The organism is Actinomycetes bacterium, from assembly GCA_024222295.1.
Taxonomy (GTDB): Bacteria; Actinomycetota; Acidimicrobiia; order Acidimicrobiales; family Microtrichaceae; genus JAAEPF01.
Genome location: JAAEPF010000023.1, coordinates 277,640 through 297,536 on the forward strand (window position 1 = coordinate 277,640; position 19,897 = coordinate 297,536).

Below are 19,897 nucleotides of genomic sequence, written 5' to 3' on the forward strand. Positions count from 1 at the left end.
CTACTTGCCGGCGGCCTGGGCGGCTACTGCGGCAGCGCGGGCCTTCACCTCTGCGGGGTCCATCAGGTAGCGCTGTTCGACTGGCATGTCAGCGGTCGGTGACATGTCGTCGCCGAGTTCGTAGCGCAGGGGCACACCCGTGGGGATGTTGAGCTCGGTTATCTCGTCGTCGGAGATGCCGTCCAGGTGCTTGACCAGAGCCCTCAGCGAGTTGCCGTGGGCGGCCACGAGCACCCGGTTGCCAGCCCGCAGGTCGGGCACGATCGCGTCGTACCAGTAGGGGAGCATCCGCTCCACCACGTCCTTCAGGCACTCGCCCACGGGAACGAGCTCGGGCGGCAGTGATGCGTAGCGCTCGTCGTCGTTGGGGTTGTACTCGTTGGTCGCTTCGATCGGCGGCGGCGGGGTGTCGTAGCTGCGGCGCCAGACCTTCACCTGGTCCGCGCCGTACTGCTCGGTGGTCTCTGCCTTGTTCTTGCCGGTCAGTTCACCGTAGTGGCGCTCGTTGAGTCGCCAGTTGCGGCGCACCGGGATCCACATCCGGCCCATGGAGTCGAGGGCGAGGTTGGCCGTGCGAATGGCGCGCACCTGCAGCGAGGTGTGCACCACGTCGGGATGGAAGCCGGCGTCGCGCATCATGTCACCGGAGGCCGCGGCCTCGGCGGCGCCGGCCTCGGTGAGGTCGCAGTCGTACCAGCCGGTGAAGAGGTTGAGCTTGTTCCACTCGCTCTGGCCGTGGCGGAGCAGTACGAGTTCTGGCATCGGGCCTCCCGGGGCCTGGCTCGCCACTTGCGGCGGCCTGTTTGTCGCCCTGTGATGCTGCCCCAGCGCGGCTGCCCGGGCCAACACCGGGCCTACACTCGCCGCGATGAGCGAGTCGAGCCCGCGCGTCACGGTCGTGATCCCGTGCCACAACTCACTGCGTTGGCTGCCCCGGACGCTCGACGCGGTCCTGGGGCAGGGCTTCGAGGACCTCGAGGTCGTGCTGGTCGACGACGGTGGCGATGACGACCTCGCCGGATGGGCCGCCCGGGTCGGTGATGACCGCGTGCGGGTGGTGCGCCAGGACAACGCGGGCGTCGCGGCCGCCCGCAACCGGGGCATCGACGAGGCCCGCGGTGAACTGGTTGCGTTCTGCGACTCAGATGACGTTTGGGTGCCCCATGCCCTCGAAGCCATGCTGCGCCGCTACGACGAGCTGTCCAGCGAGCCCAACGACCGCCCGGTGGGCCTCGTGTACGGCTGGTACCAGGTGGTGCTGGCCGACGGGTCGCCCACCGGCCGTGTGGAGGCCCATGAGGCCGAGGGCGACTGCTGGGAGTACTTCGTCACGGCCAATCCGGTCGGCATGTCGGCCACGCTCGTGCCCAGGGCGGTGTTGGACGAGCTCGGCGGATTCGAGGTCAACCGCGACGAGTTCCCAATCGACGTGGAGGACTGGGAGCTCTGGATCCGCATCGCGGCCGGCTACCGGGTCGGGCTGGTGCGCGACGTGCTGTACCACTACCGGCGCCACGACTCGAACTCCTCCACGGCGGTCGATTCGCTGGACCTGGCCTACCGTCGGTTGCTCACCAACGCCTTCGCGGGCGTATCCGCGAAGCGCCGCGAGCTGCGTCCCCGGGCCACTGCGCACATCGACAAGATCCTCGCCTGGCAGAGCCTGAACGACGAGCGTGACGCGACCAAGGCTCTGGCCTACCGCCGTTCTGCGCGCCGCCACGACCCGGCGGTGATGACGACCCCCGACTACTGGCGCCTGGGAGCGGCCGCCAGGGCCATGAGCCTGCTCGGCCAGGGCGGCTATGAAGCGTTGCGCTCGTCCGCCGGGAGCGCTCGCCGGCTGCTGGGCCTGCGCCGCGGCTGAGATTGCGGATTCCCCGTCTGCTTCTGTGAGGGCCGTTCTCTGTGGGCGCTCCCAGCCTCACTCACAAACCTGACAATTAGGCACTCAAGTTTGCTACGATGATCAGGCGCATCCGCCTTGTAATCCGGCGCAGATGCCCCTACAAATAGACGAACAACCCCCAAGAAGCCGGGCGCAGGACCACGCGACGCCGCCCGCGACAAGAAGAAACAGGAGCACCAGACATGCCCAAGGCCGTAGGAATCGATCTCGGCACGACCAACTCCGTCGTCAGCGCCCTCGAGGCCGGCGAGCCCGTCGTCGTGCCCAACGCAGAAGGCGCCCGCACGACCCCCTCGGTCGTCGCGTTCAAGGACGGCGAGGTACTCGTCGGCGAGGTTGCCAAGCGCCAGGCCGTCACCAACGCGGATCACACGATCCGCTCGGTGAAGCGCCACATGGGCACCAACTGGTCCACCGAGATCGACGGCAAGAAGTACACCTCGCAGGAGATCTCGGCACGCACCCTGCAGAAGCTGAAGCGCGACGCCGAGTCCTACCTCGGTGACACCGTCACACAGGCCGTGATCACCGTGCCGGCCTACTTCGACGACGCCCAGCGCACCGCTACCAAGGAAGCCGGCCAGATCGCCGGCCTCGAGGTGCTGCGAATCATCAACGAGCCCACCGCGGCGGCGCTCGCCTACGGCATGGATGCCGAGAGCGACGACCAGACGATCCTCGTTTTCGACCTGGGCGGCGGCACGTTCGACGTGTCGGTGCTCGAGATCGGCGACGGCGTGTTCGAGGTGAAGTCCACCCATGGCGACACCAGCCTCGGTGGCGACGACTGGGACGACCGCGTCATGGACTGGCTCGTTACCCAGTTCAAGAATGAGAACGGAGTCGACCTCTCCAAGGACAACATGGCGATGCAGCGCCTCAAGGAAGCTGCCGAGAAGGCCAAGATCGAGCTGAGCCAGGTGGCGCAGACCCAGATCAACCTCCCCTTCGTCACCGCCACCGACTCCGGGCCGCTGCACCTCGACATGACCCTCACGAGGGCCAAGTTCCAGGAGATGACCCAGGACCTGATCGACCGGTGCAAGAGCCCCTTCGAGCAGGCGCTCAAGGACGCCGGTGTGACCAAGGACGGCCTCGACCACGTGATCATGGTCGGCGGCTCCACCCGTATGCCTGCCGTGCAGGAACTCGTGCACGACCTCACCGGCAAGGAGCCTCACAAGGGCGTCAACCCCGACGAGGTCGTTGCCATGGGCGCCGCCATCCAGGCGGGCGTGCTCAAGGGCGACGTCAAGGACGTGCTGCTGCTCGATGTCACTCCGCTCTCGCTCGGCATCGAGACCAAGGGCGGCGTGATGACCAAGCTGATCGAGCGGAACACGACCATCCCCACCCGCAAGACCGAGGTGTTCACCACCGCTGAGGACAACCAGCCGTCGGTGGAGATCCACGTTCTTCAGGGTGAGCGCGAGATGGCCGACTTCAACAAGACGCTGGGCAAGTTCCAGCTGGTCGACCTCCCACCGGCCCCGCGCGGGATGCCGCAGATCGAGGTCACCTTCGACATCGACGCCAATGGCATCGTCAACGTGTCCGCCAAGGACCGTGCCACCGAAAAGGAGCAGTCGATCACCATCACCGGTCAGTCCTCGCTCTCGAAGGACCAGATCGACCAGATGGTGCGCGACGCCGAGTCCCACGCAGAGGAAGACGCTCGCCGCAAGGAAGAGGCCGACGCCCGCAACACCGGTGACTCGCTCGTGTACCAGACCGAGAAGCTGCTCTCCGAGCAGGGCGACAAGCTGCCCGACGACGACCGCTCCACGGTCGAGTCGGCCCTGGCCGAACTCAAGGAAGCCCTCGGCGGCACCGATGCCGACGCGATCAAGGGTGCGACCGAGCAACTCATGGAAGCCAGTCAGAAGGTCTCCCAGGTGCTCTATGAGCAGGCATCGGCCGAGTCCGCCGCCGGCGCCGAGGGTGCACCCGGGCAGGGTGACGCCTCGGGCGACGACGACGAGGTCGTCGATGCAGAGGTCGTCGACGCGGAGGTTGTCGACGACGCTGAGACCGAAGGTGACGAGGAAGCACAGTGAGCCCCTCCGACGGGCCGTCCCCGGAAGGGGCGGCACCGGATCCCGCCGAGGGGCCGACCGATGCCGACCCCTCCGACGGGCTGTCGGTGGAGGCCATGGAAGCCACCGAGCAGACCGCCGAGTCAGCCGTGGCAGAGGCCGTCGAGCTGGCGCGTCGTTTCGAGGGCGAGCGCGACGAGTACCTCGACCACCTGCGGCGGCTGCAGGCCGAGTTCGAGAACTACAAGCGTCGGACCGAGACGCAGGCCTCCGAGCAGCGGGCGAGGGCGGCGACTGACCTCGTGCGCGAGCTTCTGCCGGTGCTGGATGCCTGCGACGCCGCGCTGTCACATGGCGAGGACCAGGTCGAACCGGTCCGCGCCCAGTTGCTCGGGATCCTCGAGGCCCAGGGGCTCAAGCCCGTGGGTGAGTTGGGCGAGCCGTTCGACCCCAACATCCACGAGGCAGTGATGCACGAGGCCGGCGAAGGCGACGCGGTGGTCGCAGAAGTGATGCGCACCGGGTACCTGTGGAAGGACCTCGTTGTGCGTGCCGCGATGGTGAAGGTGCGCGGGTAGGAGCAGCCGATGGACGTTGACAGGGAGTGGTTCGACAAGGACTACTACGCGACGCTCGGCGTGGCGAAGGACGCGTCGGCCAAGGACATCACCAGCGCCTACCGCAAACTGGCGCGTCAGCTTCACCCCGACGCCAACCCGGGCGACACTGCCGCCGAGGAGCGTTTCAAGGAGGTCTCCGCCGCCTACGAGGTGGTTGGCGATCCCGACAAGCGCAGCCGCTACGACGAGGTGCGTGCCATGGGTCCGATGGCCGGTGGGTTCGCGCCCGGCGGTGGCCCCGGTCCCGGTGGCGGATTCGACGGGGTGGACCTCGGCGACCTGCTGGGTGGCATGTTCAGCCGCAACCGCAGCACGCGCCGTCCGCAGGGGCCCCAGCGGGGCCAGGACCTCGAGGCGGCGCTCACCATGCCGTTCGAGTCAGCCATAGCGGGTGCCACGACCACCGTGCAGGTCACCTCCGATGTGAGGTGTCCCGACTGTTCCGGCAGCGGAGCCGCGCCCGGCACGTCACCGCGACCTTGTGGCGTCTGTGACGGCCGCGGGGCGGTGGATGAGGACCAGGGCTTCTTCAGCTTCAGCCGCCCGTGCCAGGCATGCGGCGGCCGTGGTTCGGTCATCGAGACGCCTTGCCCCACCTGTGCGGGAGCCGGCGCCGTGCACCGCCCGCGCGAGATCAAGGTACGCATCCCGAGGGGCGTGCGCGACGGCCAGCGCATCCGCGTCAAGGGTCGTGGCGCAGCCGGGCTCAACGGCGGACCCGACGGCGACCTGTTCGTGCGGGTGCACGTACAGCCGCACGCGACGTTTGGCCGCAAGGGCGACCACCTGTCGATCACCGTTCCGATCACGATGGCCGAGGCAGCGCTCGGCGCGGATGTGTCCGTGCCCACCCTCGAGGGTGACCCGGTCACGATCCGGGTGCCTGCAGGAACCCAATCGGCAAAGACCTTCCGCGTGCGCGACCGCGGGGTGAAGACCTCGAAGTCCACCGGTGACCTGCTGGTCACCGTCGAGGTCGACGTCCCGGCCCAGCTCAACGACGCACAGCGCGAAGCACTCGAGGCGCTGGCCCTGGCGACTCCGTCCCCGCGGGCGACCACCGAGCCGGCGAGGTGAGCTGTGCACGACCCCCGCGCAGCACTTCGTTCCGTTCGCGACCCGAAAGCACGGTGTAGCGATGCCTGAGTTCCACCAAGCCGTCTATGTGATCTCGGTTGCCGCCGAGCTCGCTGGAGCCCACCCGCAGACCCTGCGCATCTACGAGCGCAAGGGCCTTGTAACGCCCGGGCGCACCAGCGGCGGCAGTCGCCGCTACAGCGAAGCCGACATCGAATTGCTCTGCCGCATCCAGGAGCTGACCAACGAGGGCCTCAACCTCGCCGGCGTGAAGCGCGTCATGAAACTGGAGGCCGAGCTCGCCGAAGCACGCGCCGACCTCGAGGCGTCCCGCGAGGCCCTCGCCAAAGAGGTGGAGTCAGTCCACCGCCAGTACAGGCGCGACCTCGTACCGTTGCGCCAGACCGTCGTGCCCTTCGGCCAGCGACGCCGACGGACCTGACCGGTGCACCACCCCCGGTCGGTGGCGACGGTGCTTGGCGTCGCCGCAACGCTCGCCGTCACTTGTGTGGCACTGGCCGCGCCGGCTTCGGCCACCCGCGCCGACGCGGCCACCCGCCAGGACCCGGGTGCTGCAGCTGAGGGCCAGGCCGCGCCCGCCGGCAGGGTGCTGCTGGTCGGTGACTCGATCATGCTCGGAGCTGCCCCCCAGCTCGAAGCGTCGTTCGCGCAGGCCGGCTACCAGGCCGTCGTTGATGCCGACGAATCGAGGTCCACTGCCGCCGGTGCCGTGACGGCGTCGCGTCGCCTCACCGAGGGCGCGGATGCGGTCGTGGTCATGCTCGGAGCCAATGACGCGGGCAACCCCGAGTCGTACCGACAGCGGGTCAAGGAAGTGGTGGCCGCCACCGCCTGGGTGCCCCACCTCTACTGGATGACCATTCCCGAGGTCCGCGGCTACTACCCGGCGGCCAATCAGGTCGTTCGCGAGGAGCTCGCCCTGCGCCCGGGCGCCGAGGTACTCGACTGGAACTCCGTCAGTGCCAGCGGCGGGATGACAGCAGGCGACGGGCTCCACCTGACCCCGGCGGGTGCCAACGCGATGGCGTGGTTCGTGACCGTAAACGTGCTGGAGGACCTGGCCGCGACCACGACCACCACGACCACCACGACCACGACGACCACCGAGCCGCCGGCGACGACCGCGGCGCCGAGCACGAGCCAGTCACCCTCCGCTGACATCCGCCAGACCGCCGAGCGGGCGGCGCAGACCGCTGCCGATTCCTCGGTGTGGGGCTTCGCAACCACCACCGCGTACGCATTTGCCGTAGTTCTCGCGGTGCTCGTGATCCTCGGTGCCAGCCTCGCAATCTGGGCCCTCTGGCGTACGCGGGGTTCGGCCTGACCGGTTCCTGAGACCCCTCGCAGACAGTTGGTCCCAGACAGGAACACGCCAAACTTGAGTGTCAAACACTCAAGTTTTCTGCTATCATGTACCCATGACGATTGACCCCAACACCTGGACCCTGAAGACCCAGGAAGCAGTGAATGCCGCCATGGGGGCGGCAAAGGAAGCCTCCAACGCCGAGGTTACGCCCGACCACGTCCTCGCCGCCCTGCTGCGCCAGGACGACGGCGTCGTGCTGCCGGTCATCCGCAAGCTCGACGCCGACCCCCTGGAGCTGCGCAACCGGGCGGACGAGGCCGTCTCGAAGCTCCCGACCGCCTACGGCACCGATACGCGCGTCGGGCGCGACTTCACGAAGCTGTTCGAAGCGGCCGACGCTTCGCGCGCGGAACTGACCGACGACTACCTGTCCACCGAGCACGTGCTGCTCGCCCTCGTGTCGGAGGACGCTGAGCGCAGCGACGCCGACAAGCGCCTGCCGGGCATCGGGCGCGAAGACCTCCTGTCGGCGCTGTCAGAGGTGCGCGGCTCACAGCGCGTCACCTCCCAGAACCCCGAGGACACCTACCAGGCGCTCGAGAAGTACGGCCAGGACCTCACCGAAGCGGCGCGTTCGGGCAGGCTCGACCCGGTGATCGGCCGCGACAGCGAGATCCGCCGTGTGGTGCAGGTGCTGAGCCGCCGTACCAAGAACAACCCGGTGCTCATCGGTGAGCCCGGCGTGGGCAAGACCGCCGTGGTGGAGGGCCTCGCCCAGCGCATCGTTGAGGGCGACGTGCCCGACTCCCTGCGCAACAAGCGTCTCGTCGCGCTGGACCTCACCTCGATGGTCGCCGGCGCCAAGTACCGCGGCGAGTTCGAGGAGCGCCTCCAGGCCGTGCTGTCGGAGATCAAGGAATCCGATGGCGAGGTCATCACCTTCATCGACGAGATGCACACCGTGGTGGGCGCCGGAGCCAGCGGCGAAGGAGCGATGGACGCCGGCAACATGCTCAAGCCGATGCTGGCGCGCGGTGAGCTGCGCCTGGTGGGTGCCACCACGCTGGACGAGTTCCGCAAGCACATCGAGAAGGACCCTGCGCTGGAGCGCCGCTTCCAGCAGGTGTTCGTGGGCGAGCCCTCGGTCGAGGCCTCGGTCGCAATCCTGCGCGGCCTCAAGGAGCGCTACGAAGTGCACCATGGCGTGCGCATCCAGGATCCGGCCCTCGTGGCGGCCGCCGTGCTGTCCGACCGCTACCTCACCGGCCGCTTCCTGCCCGACAAGGCGATCGACCTCGTCGACGAGGCGGCGTCCAGCCTGCGTATCGAGATCGACTCGGTGCCCACCGAGATCGATGTGGTGGAGCGCCGCATCCGTGGCCTCGAGATAGAGCGTGTCGCGCTGGAGAAGGAAACCGACGACACCTCGAAGGAACGGCTTTCCACGCTCGACGAGGAACTTGCCAACCTCCGCGAGGAGGCCGACTCGATGCGCGGCCACTGGCAGATGGAAAAGGACAGGATCGTCGCGATCCAGGAGATCAAGGAGCGTGCCGAGCAACTCCGCGCCGAAGCCGAGCGCTGCGAGCGTGAGGGCGACCTGAGCCGAGCTTCGGAGATCACCTACGGCCACCTTCCCGTGCTCGAGCGCGAGGTCGAGGTGGCGACCGCCGAGCTCGCCGAGCTCCAGTCCGACCGCAAGATGCTCAAGGAGGAGGTAGACGAGGAAGACATCGCCGAAGTCGTGTCCCGCTGGACCGGCGTGCCGGTCAGCCGCCTCATGGAAGGCGAGATGGCCAAGCTCGTTCGCCTCGAAGAGGTGCTGCACGAGCGAGTGGTCGGCCAGGACGACGCCGTGTCTGCGGTTGCCAACGCCATCCGGCGCAGCCGTGCCGGCCTGTCCGACCCCAACCGGCCGATCGGCAGCTTCCTGTTCCTCGGTCCCACGGGTGTGGGCAAGACCGAGCTGGCACGCAGCCTCGCCGACTACCTGTTCGACGACGAGCGGGCGATGGTGCGCATCGACATGTCCGAGTACATGGAGAAGCACGCCGTCAGCCGCCTCATCGGCGCCCCTCCCGGCTACGTCGGCTACGACGAAGGCGGCCAGCTGACCGAGGCCGTGCGTCGGCGCCCGTATGCCGTGGTGCTGCTCGACGAGGTCGAAAAGGCCCACGGCGACGTGTTCAACGTGCTGTTGCAGCTGCTCGACGACGGCCGCCTCACCGATGGCCAGGGCCGCACGGTCGATTTCACCAACACGGTGCTGATCATGACCTCCAACCTGCCGGGCGACCCGCGCGACTTCTTCCGGCCCGAGTTCATCAACCGCGTCGACGAGATGGTTCGATTCCGCGAGCTCGTCGAGAGCGACCTCGAGAAGATCGTGGGCATCCAGCTGGCACAGCTGCGCAAGCGGCTCGCCGACCGACGCATCGAGCTCACCGTGACCGACGAGGCCATGGCCAAGCTCGCACACGACGGCTACGACCCGGCGTTCGGTGCCCGGCCGCTCAAGAGGCTGATCCAGACCGAGGTGGGTGACCGTCTCGCCATGGGCATCCTCGAAGGCAAGCTCGCCGAAGGCGACTCGGTCACCCTCGGGGTGGCCGACGGCGACTTCACCGTCACCTGAAACCCGCCGGCGGGCCGCTGCGCACCCCTCGAATCCGTGGGACCTGCGACCTGGTAGAACGAATCGACGGGATGCCGGACGACGATTGGTGAGCACCGGGCTTGGCAGCGGCTGCCTGAAGCCTCCAAGCTTGGGTGGTGGAACCAGGGGGCGGTGCACACACGGCGGCCGGCAGCCGCGCCGAGGCCACCAAGGGGGGCGTGACCTCCGGCATGCTCGTGCGCCTCGGGCTGGTGCTCACGATCATCGTGTTGCTTCTCGCATCGGTGCGTTTCGCCCGTTACGACTGGGCACCAATACGCCTGGAGCTGATCCCGGATTCGGTGACCCGCGAGGTCTCCACCGACTGCACCGAGCAGATCGGCACCTACATCACCGACGACGGCCGGATCGTCGAGCCGGTCACGGTCGACGACGAGCAGTACATGTCGATGGTGGCGATGTACCGCGGCGTCGAGCGGGCCGATCTCCAGTCCGAGTGCATCTACCGGCCATACGTGTCCCGATTCGCCCAGCCGTGGGTGGCCTCGCTGCTTCCGTTCGGTGAGGCGACGTCGCTGGCGATCACCAATGTCGTGCTGATGGTCGCCGCCGTATGGGCGATGCTCGCCGCGCTGCGCGCCCAGCGGGTGTCCGCGCGCACGTTCGTGGTGGTGGGCACGCTGTTCGCCGTCGGGTGGAACACCCTCATGTCCTCGTCGGTGATCATGACCGACTCGGGAATCCTCGCTGCGATGACGTTCGCCTGGTGGCTGGTGGCCTCGCGCCGGCTCTGGTGGGCCCTCGCTTTCGTGGCGGTCGCCGTGCCGATCCGCGAGACCGTGCTGCTCATGGCGCCGGTCATCCTCGCGGCGGGCTTCGCGCAGGCCCGGGTGCGAGCCCGCAGCGACGGCTGGCCCGCCGCTGTGCGCTCCGGCTTCGGTGTTTTCGCCGTCGCCTGCGTGGTCATCCCGCTCGTCGCCCTGCTGGCCTGGGGTCAGTTCGCCCCGGAAGCCGACGCAAGCTGGGGGTCCAGCCCGCGCCTGTCGCTTCTCATCTCCAATGCGTTGTCGCCAAGTCTCGTGGCAGTGGTGATAGCCGGGTTCACCCTCTTCCTGCCGGCCTTGCTGTACCTGATCGGGCGCATCCGCTCCGATGGCTGGTTCGATGCCGTGACCGAGCCTGCGGCGGTCGGATTCATCCTCGTGTGCGCATTGTGCGTGTGGGTGCTGGCATCGGCCGACCTGAGTCCCCGGTTCCTGTGGGTCGGGTTCCCGTTCGCCGCCTCCATGACGGCGGACTGGCTCGCGCAGGGCCACCTGGGCCCACTTCTCGAACGCCTCGCTCCGGAGCGCCTCGTCGGTGCCGACGACCGCGCCCGTGCGGCGGGCTGACGTCGTTGCACAGCGTGCTTCACGGCTAACATCGGCCGTTCGCAATTTTCACGGAGTAGGTGATTTCGCGTGCCGGCAACGGTTGTCGTGGGGACCCAATGGGGCGATGAGGGCAAGGGCAAACTGACCGACCTCATCGCCAAGGAGATGCAGATGGTCGTGCGCTACCAGGGCGGCCACAATGCTGGTCACACCCTGGTTGTCGACGGCGAGTCCTTCGCACTCCAACTCGTGCCGTCGGGGGTGCTCTATGACCACATCACCCCGGTCATCGGCAACGGCGTCGTGGTCGACCCGTTCGTGCTCCTCGCCGAGATCGACACCCTGGAGAGCAAGGGAGTCGACTGCTCGCGGCTCAAGGTGTCCGGCAACGCCCACCTCATCCTGCCGTACCACCAGGAAATCGACATGCTCACCGAGCGGTACCTCGGCAAGAACAAGCTCGGCACCACCAAGCGCGGGATCGGTCCCACCTATGCCGACAAGTCCATGCGGGTTGGCATCCGGGTGCAGGACCTGCTCGACAAGAAGATCTTCCGCGAGAAGCTCGACGCCGTGCTCGCCGACAAGAACACAGTGCTCGCCAAGGTCTACAACCGGCTCCCGGTCGAACCTGCCGAACTGGCGGACCGGGTCATGGCCGAGGTCGTGCCCCGCCTGACCCCGTACGTGGCCGATTCGGTCTCGCTCGTGCACGAGTCACTCGAAGCCGGCCAGCACGTTCTGTTCGAGGGCGCCCAGGCAACCTTCCTCGACCTCGACCACGGCACCTACCCATACGTGACCTCTTCCAACCCCGTCGCCGGTGGTGCATGCACCGGGGCAGGAGTGGGCCCGCGCGACATCCAGCGCGTCGTCGGGATCGCCAAGGCCTACATCACCCGCGTCGGTGCGGGACCTTTCCCCACAGAGCTGTTCGACGCCGACGGCGACACGCTCGTCGACCGGGGCCACGAGTTCGGCACCAACACCGGACGCCGTCGCCGCCCGGGCTGGTTCGACGCAGTGATGATGCGCCAGGCGGTACGGCTCAACTCGCTGTCCGAGGTGGCCATCACCAAGCTCGACATCCTCGACACCTTCGAGACCCTCAAGATGTGTGTGGCCTACGACGTCGACGGCACTCGCCACGAGCACCTGCCTTACCACCAGAGCGACCTGCACACGGCCAAGCCGATCTACGAATCGCTGCAGGGGTGGCAGACCGACCTCACGCAGGTGCGTGAGCGAGCGGACCTGCCGGCGGCCGCGGTGACCTACCTGGAGTTCCTCCAGGAGCAGATCGGCGTACCCATCACGTTGGTCGGCGTCGGTCCGGGTCGTGACCAGTTCGTCCACTTCAACGCCTAGGGAGGCCAAGTGAGTGTCGTGAAGATCAACGCCATCGAGGTGCCGGAGGGCGCCGGTGCAGAGTTGGAGAAGCGCTTCGCCGCTCGTGCCGGGGCGGTGGAGAACTCGGCGGGCTTCGAGTCGTTCCAGCTGCTGCGGCCCACCGAGGGCGAGACCCGCTACTTCGTGGTGACCCAGTGGGAGAGCGAGGAAGCCTTCCAGGGCTGGTTGTCGAGCCGGGATTTCGCGAAGGGCCACGCCAATGCGGGTGGGTCCGACGCAGCGGCCCCCGGCGGCGGTCACCCCGGTGGCGGCCATCCGGGTGGGGACGAGAAGCCGGTCTCCACCGGGGCCTCACTGCTGTCCTTCGAGGTCGTCGAGCAGATCCCGGCTCAAGGCGCCTGAGCATGCGCGTCTGTGTCGTCGGCGGCGGCGGACGCGAGCACGCCCTCGCCGATGTGCTCGGGCGCACGGCCGAGGTCGTGGTCACACCTGGCAACCCGGGCATCCCTGGGTCGGTCGACACGCCACCCGAGGAGGTCCAGGCCGACCTGTTCGTGATAGGGCCCGAGGCGCCGCTGGTGGACGGTCTCGCCGACCGCCTTCGGGCTGCGGGGCGACTCGTGTTCGGACCGGGCGCGGATGGCGCACGGCTCGAGGGGTCCAAGGCCTGGATGAAGGAGCTGCTCGATGAGGCGGGGGTTCCCACCGCTGCGCACGGCACGTTCACCGAGAGCGGGCCCGCGATGGAGTTCCTCGACACAATGGCGCCGCCATTCGTGGTCAAGACCGACGGCCTCGCTGCCGGCAAGGGAGTGGTGGTCACCGAGTCGCTCACCGAGGCGCGCAACGCGATCGAGGACTACCTCTCGGGCGCAGCGTTCGGTGATGCGGGGCGCCGCCTCGTGATCGAAGAGGGTCTGGTCGGACCGGAGCTGTCCGTGCTCGCAGTGTGCGATGGCACCAAGGCGTGGCCCCTACCTCCAGCACAGGACTTCAAGCGGGCGCTCGACGGGGACCTCGGTCCCAACACGGGAGGCATGGGGGCATACTCGCCGGTGCCGGCGGCGCCGCCCGAGCTGCTCGACACCGTGATGGTGGACTTCGTCGAGCCCACGCTGGCCGCTCTGAGCGCCCGGGGCATCGACTACCGCGGAGTGCTCTACGCCGGACTCATGCTCACCGCCGACGGGCCGAAGATGCTCGAGTACAACGTGCGCTTCGGCGACCCGGAGACGCAGGTGGTGCTGCCCCGACTCGAGAGCGACCTCGCGGAACTCCTGGCCGGCGCCGCCGCCGGCGACCTCGGCGAGACGATCCGCTGGAGCGACGACGCAGTTGTGACCGTGGTGTGTGCCAGCGAGGGCTACCCCGCCTCCCCGCGCACCGGCGATGTGATCGAGGGAATCGAAGCGGCCGAGTCGATCGAAGGGGTCCAGGTGTTCTGTGCGGGAGTCGGCGGCGAGTCCGGATCACTTCTCACCTCCGGTGGCCGGGTGCTCAATGTGACCGGAAGGGCGCCCACGCTGGCAGCGGCACGGGCACGGGCCATGGAGGGGGTCAACCGCATCTCGTGGCCCGGCATGCAGTTCCGCACCGACATAGCGCTGATCGCCTCGGAGGCCGCGTCCTGAGCGGCGGCTCCGCCCGCGGCGGCCCGGCACCCGTGCTGGGCATCGTCGGGGGTGGGCAGCTCGCGCGGATGCTCACCGAGGCCGCGACGCCGCTGGGCGTCGTTGTCAGGGTGCTGGCGGCCGAGGGCGAGCAGGGCGCCATCGGCGTTGCATCGGATGTCGTGACCGGCTCCGCGGCCGATCCCGAAGCGCTCAGGTCGTTTGCCGGTTCCGTGGACGTGCTGACCATCGACCATGAGAACGTGGACCACGACACATTCGCGGTGCTGCAGCAGCAGGGCGTGGCCGTGCGGCCCTCGGTGTCCACGCTGGCCTATTCCGACAAGGCCCACCAGAGACGCAGTTTCGCAGCGGCAGGACTCCCCGTGCCTGACTTCGCGGTGGTGAACCCTGTCTCGGACCTCGAGGGTGCGACCCGCGAGAGCCGGGGGTTCGCAGCCCGACACGGCGGCCGGCTCGTCGCCAAGGCGTCGCGCGGGGGCTATGACGGCCGCGGCGTCTGGATGCTCGCCGAGGCCGACATCGAGTCCTTCCTGGCCGACTACGAGGGCGCCCCCCTCGTGTTGGAGCCACGCCTCGACCTGGACATCGAGCTCGCCGTGCTGGTGGCTCGCAGTCCGTCGGGACAGGTGCGCACCTGGCCGGTGCTCGAGACCGTGCAGGTGGACGGAATGTGCGACGAGGTCGTGTTCCCGGCTCCGCTCGACGAGGCAACCTCGAGCCGGGCCCGCGAGGTGGCCACCGCAGTCGCGGACGTGACAGGTGCTGTCGGCGTGCTCGCAATCGAGTTGTTCGTCACCGGGGGAGAGGTGCTGGTCAACGAGATCGCTCCGCGCGTGCACAACTCGGGACACATGTCCATCGAAGCGTTCGCCACCTCGCAGTTCGAGCAGCACATCCGCGCAGTGCTCGACTGGCCGCTCGGGCCCACGGATCCCACAGCTCCGGTCGCGGTGATGGCCAACGTGATCGGTCAGGCGGGTCGTGACCCGCTCGACCGACAGCCGCTCGCTCTGGAAATGGTGCCCGAAGCGCACTTGCACCTCTATGCAAAGACCCCGCGCGACAAGCGCAAGATCGGTCACGTGACCGTGCTGGGCGACGACCGCGAGGCCGTGAGGGCGGCCGCAGCCCGTGCGGCGGCTGTGCTCGCCGGCGATGACCCGTACGATGGCCGGTGATGAGCGACAGCGACGGTGAGACCAAGCCCCTCGTGGGAATCATCATGGGCAGCAGCAGCGACGCTCCTGTGATGGCAGAGGCCGCGGACGCGCTCGCCGAGTTCGGCATCGACCACGAAGTGCACGTTGTGTCGGCGCACCGCAGCCCGGAGAGGATGGTCGACTACGCCCGCAACGCCGCCGGTCGCGGCCTGCGCGTCATCGTGGCGGGCGCCGGCGGAGCGGCGCACCTACCCGGGATGGTCGCATCGTTGACGACCCTTCCCGTGATCGGCGTGCCGGTGCCCACGAAGCACCTCGGCGGGCAGGACTCGCTGCTGTCGATCGCCCAGATGCCCGGGGGAGTCCCGGTGGCCACGATGGCCATCGGCGGGGCGCGCAACGCCGGCCTGATGGCGGCGCGGATCCTCGGCACCTCGGACCCGGAGTTGGCTGAGGCGCTGGAGCAGTTCCGGCTGTCGCTCGTGGACTACTCGGTGAACCAGGACGCCGGGCTGGAGCGCTGACGCGACCGGCTGCTGGTCTCAGAACCTCTTCGACCAACCGCCGGCTTGTTCGGCATCGATCTCACCTGCCAACCACGCCTCGTCGGAGTCCTCGGACTCGGTCGGCGCGGGTGGTGGGAGGGGCTCCGGTGCCTCGTCGGCCTTGTCGGCCAGCCGTTGCTTGACCTGCTTGTTCGCCAGCCGTGGCCGTCCCGTGTGCTGCTTGCGCACGCCACCCGCCTCCAGCGCACATGAAATGCAGAGCGGAGCCTTGGCGAGGCCGAATGGGAACACCACGCATTCGGGGCAGAACTCGTGTCCACAGCGGCCACAAACGTGATCGGACACTGCCATCGGGTGTTGCACGCATGATCCCATGCCCTCCGATCGGCGTCCGGTGGCGCGTTCTTGAAGGATTCGGCAGCCTCCGGCGGACCCGTCGCGTGGCGACGGAGGCAGCTCCGGTCGCCGGGTTGGGCGAGAATGGCTGTGTGAGCGAACCAGGCCCAGTTCCCAACGTCCTCGCCAACCGCTACGCCAGCGTCGAGATGACGCAGCTCTGGTCCCCCGACCACAAGGTCGTGCTGGAGCGCCGGCTGTGGCTGGCCGTGATGCGAGCCCAGGCCGAGCTCGGCGTCGACATCCCGACCGAGGCGATAGCGGCCTATGAGTCCGTGGTCGACGAGGTCGACCTCGAGTCGATCGCAGCGCGCGAGCGCGTCACGCGCCACGACGTGAAAGCCCGCATCGAGGAGTTCTCCGACCTTGCCGGCCACGAGTACGCACACACCGGGATGACATCGCGCGATCTCACCGAGAACGTCGAGCAGTTGCAGGTGCGCCGGTCCCTGGAGATGATGCGTGACCGTTCGGTGGCGGCACTCGTGCGCCTGGCGGATCTTGCGGTCGAACATGGAGAAACCGTCGTGGTCGGTCGCAGCCACAACGTGGCCGCCCAGGCCACGACGCTCGGCAAGCGCTTCGCCAACGCCGGCCAGGAGCTGCTGGTCGCTCATCGAGCGCTCCAGGGCCTGATCGACACGTACCCGCTGCGCGGCCTGAAGGGGCCGGTGGGCACACAGCAGGACCAGCTCGACCTGCTCGACGGTGATGTCGATGCAGTCGAGCGGCTGGAGGCGGCTGTCGCCCGACACCTCGGGTTCGCCAACGTGCTCGGCAGCGTTGGTCAGGTATACCCGCGCTCGATGGACCTGCAGGTGGTGTCGGCGCTGGTGCACCTGGTGGCGGGGCCGGCCTCACTGGCCACCACGATCCGGTTGATGGCCGGCAACGAGTTGGTCACCGAGGGGTTCCGCGAGGGTCAGGTGGGGTCGTCCGCGATGCCCCACAAGATGAACTCGCGCAGTTGCGAGCGGATCTCGGGATTCCGCGTGATCCTCGATGGCCACCTCACCATGGCTGCGGGCATGGCAGGCGAGCAGTGGAACGAGGGCGACGTGTCGTGTTCGGTGGTTCGACGGGTCCTGCTGCCCGACGCGTTCTTCGCCGCCGACGGCGTGTTCCAGACGCTGCTGGACGTGCTCGGGGGTTTCGGTTCATACCCGGCCGTGATCGACCGCGAGCTGCGGCGCTACCTGCCGTTCCTCGCGACCACGAGCGTTCTCATGGCAGCTGTTCGAAACGGCGTGGGTCGCGAGGCCGCGCACGAAGCCATCAAGGAGAACGCGGTGGCCGTTGCGCTCGACATGCGTGAGCACGGCACCGAGGTGAACGATCTCGTTGAGCGCCTGGCCGCCGATCCCCGCCTCGGTCTCGACCAGCAAACGCTTCGGGAGGCGATCGGGGATCCGGTGCGATTCGTGGGTCGTGCCCCCGCGCAGGTCGCCGCCTTCGCGTCGGAGGTGGCAGGTATCGCCGCCGAGTTCCCCGAGGCCGCTGCGTACGAGGCGGGCGACATTCTGTGAGCACGCTGGCTGCCACACCTCCGCTGGACCTGGAGCACCTGCACCGGGGGAAGGTCCGGGACCTGTTCGATGCCGGCGACGGCCGGATCCTCATGGTGGCGAGCGACCGGCTGAGCGCGTTCGATGTGGTCATGGCGGAGCCCGTGCCCGACAAGGGCAGGGTGCTCACTGCCATGTCGTCGTTCTGGTTCGACGAGCTGTCCGATGTGATCGGCAACCATCTGGTGTCGACCGACCTCGCGGCCCTGCCCGAGCCGGCACGCCTCGACGAGTTGGCCGGGCGCGTGATGCTGTGCCGACGGGCGCGGATGCTGCCGATCGAGTGCATCGTGCGCGGCTACGTGGCCGGCTCGGCTTGGAAGGAGTACAGCCGCAACGGCACGATCCACCACATGGAGGCGCCCGCCGGCCTCACGGAGGCCGAGCGCCTGCCCTCGCCGATGTTCACACCGTCGACCAAGGCCGAAGTCGGCGACCACGACGAGAACATCGCATTTGATGTCGCCGTCGAGATGGTGGGCGGCGATGTGGCCGAAGCCGCCCGGGAGTTGAGCCTGGCCATGTTCGAGCGTGCTTCCGCCCGGGCAGAAGCAGCGGGCTTCCTGCTGGCCGACACCAAGTTCGAGCTCGGCTTCGTCACCGACGAGTCGGGCGCGGACCAGTTGGTGGTGGCCGATGAGGTGCTCACGCCCGACTCGTCAAGGTTCTGGGCGGCTGCCGACTGGTCACCCGGATCCACTCCCCACGGCTTCGACAAGCAGCCGGTGCGGGACTTTCTCGACGGCCTCGAATGGGACAAGACGCCACCTCCACCGGCGCTCCCAGCCGAGGTGGTGGACGCGACCGCGCAGCGCTACCGCGACGCCTACGAGCAGATCTGTGGCCTCTCGCTGCACGACTGGCCCGGCGCCTGAGCGCTGTCAGGGGCCCTGTCGGAGCATCCCTTCGGGGTGTGCCAATGTTGGGCCATGACCTTCGATGTCGTGGTTGAAGTGACCCTCCGCCCCGGGATCGCCGATCCTCAGGGAGCGACGATCGAACGTGCCCTGCCGGCGCTCGGCTTTGACGGCGTGAGCGACGTTGCGGTGGGCAAGAGCATCCGGTTCACGCTGGAAGGCGCGGACGAGGCGGCTGCTCGTGCCGAGGTCGACGACCTGTGCCACCGCTTCCTGTCGAACCCGGTGATCGAAGACACTGCGGTCACCCTTTCGGCGGCTTCCTGATGGCAACCAAGGTCGCAGTGGTGCGCTTCCCGGGCACGAACTGCGAGTTCGACGTCGTGGAAGCTGTCGAGCAGCTCGGTGCAACCGCCGAGCTGGTGTTCCATGACAGCACCGATCTCGGCGGCGCCGACTGCGTGGTCATCGCTGGTGGGTTCGCCCATGGCGACTACCTGCGGCCCGGGGCCATCGCCCGCTTCTCACCGGTTATGGACGAAGTGAGCGCACTCGCTGCCGACGGTGGGGCTGTCGTCGGAATCTGCAATGGCTTCCAGGTGCTCACCGAAACACATCTGCTTCCCGGTGCACTCCAGAAGAATGCAGGGCTGAAGTTCCGCTGCGGGCAGGCACGAATCCGTGTCGAGACGACCGACTCGGTACTCACCTCCGAGGCGACTGTTGGTGACGAGCTGTCGATCCCGATCAACCACTTCGAGGGCAATTACACATGTTCCGGGGAGACCCTCGCCGAGCTGCGGTCCGAGGACCGGATCGTGTTCCGCTATGTCGACAACCCCAACGGTTCTATTGACGACATAGCGGGTATCTGCAACGAGGGGCGCAACGTGGTGGGGCTAATGCCCCACCCCGAGCGGGCATGCCATCCGCTACTCGGCTCAACCGATGGCGTCCCCCTGATGCGCTCGCTGCTGGCTGCGCCGCTGGCGGTCGCGGCCGGCTAGCTGACGGCTCCGCGACCTATGCCGGCGGCCTTGAGGGTTGCTGCTGGCACACCCACCTCGCGCCAGGCTCCGTAGCTGATGCCCTTGCGGCCGCTGTACCCGGCTGCGACATCCACGAAGGCCTTCTCGATCTCAGCGAACTCCGACGCGTTTTCCGTGCTGGCCAGCTCGTTGCGGAGGTCGATCCGCTCCTGCACCAGATTGAGCCTCTTGAGCGGATCCGAGTCGGCAATGGTCGCTTCGATGCCATCAAGACGCTTGCGGATGCTCTCGGGTGTGCGCTTACGGCCGCGCTTGGGCTTGTTTTCCTCGAGTGCTTCGAGGTAGGCCTTCACAACGCGACCTTCGACGCGCCCGGCGGCCATTGCCTTCTTGTGTGAATCGGAAACCTGTCGCTTTGCCATAGTCGCGAATATATCCCCGCGCTCGGCGGATGCAAGGCGGCGCACCCGGTCAACGCCAT

The 19,897-nt window shown here is 68.1% G+C and carries 19 protein-coding genes and 1 pseudogene; 17 read left to right on the top strand and 3 right to left on the bottom strand.

The window, feature by feature from the left end; all coding sequences use genetic code 11:
* Positions 1 to 762: a phosphoglyceromutase gene (locus GY812_07135; protein ID MCP4435257.1), complete on the bottom strand. Its 762-nt coding sequence runs from the start codon at positions 760 to 762 to the stop codon at positions 1 to 3.
* A 106-nt stretch (positions 763 to 868) separates the two neighbouring features.
* Here GY812_07135 and GY812_07140 point away from each other — a divergent pair, with 106 nt between their 5' ends.
* The 13 genes from GY812_07140 to purE all read left to right on the top strand — a co-directional run bounded on the left by GY812_07140 (position 869) and on the right by purE (position 15,627).
* Positions 869 to 1,867 (top strand): glycosyltransferase, encoded by a 999-nt coding sequence (locus GY812_07140; protein MCP4435258.1) that lies wholly within the window; start codon positions 869 to 871, stop codon positions 1,865 to 1,867.
* 224 nt (positions 1,868 to 2,091) lie between these two features.
* Positions 2,092 to 3,966 (top strand): molecular chaperone DnaK, encoded by a 1,875-nt coding sequence (gene dnaK / locus GY812_07145; protein ID MCP4435259.1) that lies wholly within the window; start codon positions 2,092 to 2,094, stop codon positions 3,964 to 3,966.
* Positions 3,963 to 4,523, top strand: coding sequence for a nucleotide exchange factor GrpE (locus GY812_07150; protein ID MCP4435260.1), 561 nt, complete (start codon positions 3,963 to 3,965; stop codon positions 4,521 to 4,523). The genes dnaK and GY812_07150 overlap by 4 nt, the downstream gene beginning before the upstream one ends.
* Positions 4,524 to 4,532: 9 nt before the next feature.
* On the top strand, positions 4,533 to 5,642 hold the full coding sequence (dnaJ, locus tag GY812_07155) for a molecular chaperone DnaJ (GenBank protein MCP4435261.1): 1,110 nt from the start codon (positions 4,533 to 4,535) through the stop codon (positions 5,640 to 5,642).
* Positions 5,643 to 5,703: 61 nt separating this feature from the next.
* Complete coding sequence (locus GY812_07160; GenBank protein ID MCP4435262.1) at positions 5,704 to 6,084, top strand: helix-turn-helix transcriptional regulator; 381 nt, start codon at positions 5,704 to 5,706, stop codon at positions 6,082 to 6,084.
* Between the two features lie 21 nt (positions 6,085 to 6,105).
* A complete protein-coding gene (locus GY812_07165) occupies positions 6,106 to 6,987 on the top strand; it encodes a hypothetical protein (protein MCP4435263.1) in 882 nt (293 codons plus the stop codon).
* 100 nt (positions 6,988 to 7,087) lie between these two features.
* A complete protein-coding gene (locus tag GY812_07170; GenBank protein MCP4435264.1) occupies positions 7,088 to 9,604 on the top strand; it encodes an AAA domain-containing protein in 2,517 nt (838 codons plus the stop codon).
* A 137-nt stretch (positions 9,605 to 9,741) separates the two neighbouring features.
* On the top strand, positions 9,742 to 10,977 hold the full coding sequence (locus tag GY812_07175) for a hypothetical protein (protein MCP4435265.1): 1,236 nt from the start codon (positions 9,742 to 9,744) through the stop codon (positions 10,975 to 10,977).
* Between the two features lie 69 nt (positions 10,978 to 11,046).
* Positions 11,047 to 12,327 carry an adenylosuccinate synthase gene (locus GY812_07180; protein MCP4435266.1) on the top strand — a complete coding sequence of 427 codons (1,281 nt, stop codon included), beginning with the start codon at positions 11,047 to 11,049 and terminating at the stop codon, positions 12,325 to 12,327.
* A gap of 9 nt (positions 12,328 to 12,336) precedes the next feature.
* On the top strand, positions 12,337 to 12,711 hold the full coding sequence (locus tag GY812_07185; protein MCP4435267.1) for an antibiotic biosynthesis monooxygenase: 375 nt from the start codon (positions 12,337 to 12,339) through the stop codon (positions 12,709 to 12,711).
* 2 nt (positions 12,712 to 12,713) lie between these two features.
* The gene (gene purD, locus GY812_07190; GenBank protein ID MCP4435268.1) at positions 12,714 to 13,940 is read left to right on the top strand and encodes a phosphoribosylamine--glycine ligase; all 1,227 of its coding nucleotides are present in this window, start codon (positions 12,714 to 12,716) and stop codon (positions 13,938 to 13,940) included.
* Positions 13,941 to 14,008: 68 nt separating this feature from the next.
* Positions 14,009 to 15,121 (top strand): 5-(carboxyamino)imidazole ribonucleotide synthase, encoded by a 1,113-nt coding sequence (locus tag GY812_07195; GenBank protein ID MCP4435269.1) that lies wholly within the window; start codon positions 14,009 to 14,011, stop codon positions 15,119 to 15,121.
* On the top strand, positions 15,121 to 15,627 hold the full coding sequence (purE, locus tag GY812_07200; protein MCP4435270.1) for a 5-(carboxyamino)imidazole ribonucleotide mutase: 507 nt from the start codon (positions 15,121 to 15,123) through the stop codon (positions 15,625 to 15,627). Before GY812_07195 ends, purE begins: the two co-directional genes overlap by 1 nt.
* 18 nt (positions 15,628 to 15,645) lie before the next feature.
* Here the strand turns inward: purE and GY812_07205 are convergent, their stop codons facing one another.
* Positions 15,646 to 15,954: a hypothetical protein gene (locus tag GY812_07205; GenBank protein MCP4435271.1), complete on the bottom strand. Its 309-nt coding sequence runs from the start codon at positions 15,952 to 15,954 to the stop codon at positions 15,646 to 15,648.
* A 20-nt stretch (positions 15,955 to 15,974) separates the two neighbouring features.
* Here GY812_07205 and GY812_07210 point away from each other — a divergent pair, with 20 nt between their 5' ends.
* The 4 genes and pseudogenes from GY812_07210 to purQ all read left to right on the top strand — a co-directional run bounded on the left by GY812_07210 (position 15,975) and on the right by purQ (position 19,438).
* Positions 15,975 to 17,531 (top strand): adenylosuccinate lyase, encoded by a 1,557-nt coding sequence (locus GY812_07210; GenBank protein MCP4435272.1) that lies wholly within the window; start codon positions 15,975 to 15,977, stop codon positions 17,529 to 17,531.
* A 29-nt stretch (positions 17,532 to 17,560) separates the two neighbouring features.
* Positions 17,561 to 18,445, top strand: a complete 885-nt coding sequence (locus tag GY812_07215) for a phosphoribosylaminoimidazolesuccinocarboxamide synthase (protein ID MCP4435273.1) — start codon at positions 17,561 to 17,563, stop codon at positions 18,443 to 18,445.
* 54 nt (positions 18,446 to 18,499) lie between these two features.
* Positions 18,500 to 18,754 carry a phosphoribosylformylglycinamidine synthase subunit PurS gene (purS, locus tag GY812_07220; protein MCP4435274.1) on the top strand — a complete coding sequence of 85 codons (255 nt, stop codon included), beginning with the start codon at positions 18,500 to 18,502 and terminating at the stop codon, positions 18,752 to 18,754.
* Positions 18,754 to 19,438, top strand: a pseudogene (gene purQ / locus GY812_07225) (phosphoribosylformylglycinamidine synthase subunit PurQ). Before purS ends, purQ begins: the two are co-directional and overlap by 1 nt.
* Here the strand turns inward: purQ and GY812_07230 are convergent.
* Positions 19,431 to 19,838 (bottom strand): hypothetical protein, encoded by a 408-nt coding sequence (locus GY812_07230; GenBank protein ID MCP4435275.1) that lies wholly within the window; start codon positions 19,836 to 19,838, stop codon positions 19,431 to 19,433. The pseudogene purQ and the gene GY812_07230 sit on opposite strands and share 8 nt — an antisense overlap.
* Positions 19,839 to 19,897 lie beyond the last annotated feature (59 nt).

What these genes read in the sequence shown, in the direction of transcription:
- GY812_07195 (MCP4435269.1), top strand. Translation starts at nt 14,009, where the DNA reads ATGCTCACCGAGGCCGCGACGCCGCTGGGCGTCGTTGTCAGGGTGCTG.
- GY812_07230 (MCP4435275.1), bottom strand. Translation starts at nt 19,838, where the DNA reads ATGGCAAAGCGACAGGTTTCCGATTCACACAAGAAGGCAATGGCCGCC.
- GY812_07140 (MCP4435258.1), top strand. Translation starts at nt 869, where the DNA reads ATGAGCGAGTCGAGCCCGCGCGTCACGGTCGTGATCCCGTGCCACAAC.
- GY812_07160 (MCP4435262.1), top strand. Translation starts at nt 5,704, where the DNA reads ATGCCTGAGTTCCACCAAGCCGTCTATGTGATCTCGGTTGCCGCCGAG.
- GY812_07135 (MCP4435257.1), bottom strand. Translation starts at nt 762, where the DNA reads ATGCCAGAACTCGTACTGCTCCGCCACGGCCAGAGCGAGTGGAACAAG.
- GY812_07210 (MCP4435272.1), top strand. Translation starts at nt 15,975, where the DNA reads ATGATCCCATGCCCTCCGATCGGCGTCCGGTGGCGCGTTCTTGAAGGA.
- purD (MCP4435268.1), top strand. Translation starts at nt 12,714, where the DNA reads ATGCGCGTCTGTGTCGTCGGCGGCGGCGGACGCGAGCACGCCCTCGCC.
- purE (MCP4435270.1), top strand. Translation starts at nt 15,121, where the DNA reads ATGAGCGACAGCGACGGTGAGACCAAGCCCCTCGTGGGAATCATCATG.
- purS (MCP4435274.1), top strand. Translation starts at nt 18,500, where the DNA reads ATGACCTTCGATGTCGTGGTTGAAGTGACCCTCCGCCCCGGGATCGCC.
- dnaK (MCP4435259.1), top strand. Translation starts at nt 2,092, where the DNA reads ATGCCCAAGGCCGTAGGAATCGATCTCGGCACGACCAACTCCGTCGTC.
- dnaJ (MCP4435261.1), top strand. Translation starts at nt 4,533, where the DNA reads ATGGACGTTGACAGGGAGTGGTTCGACAAGGACTACTACGCGACGCTC.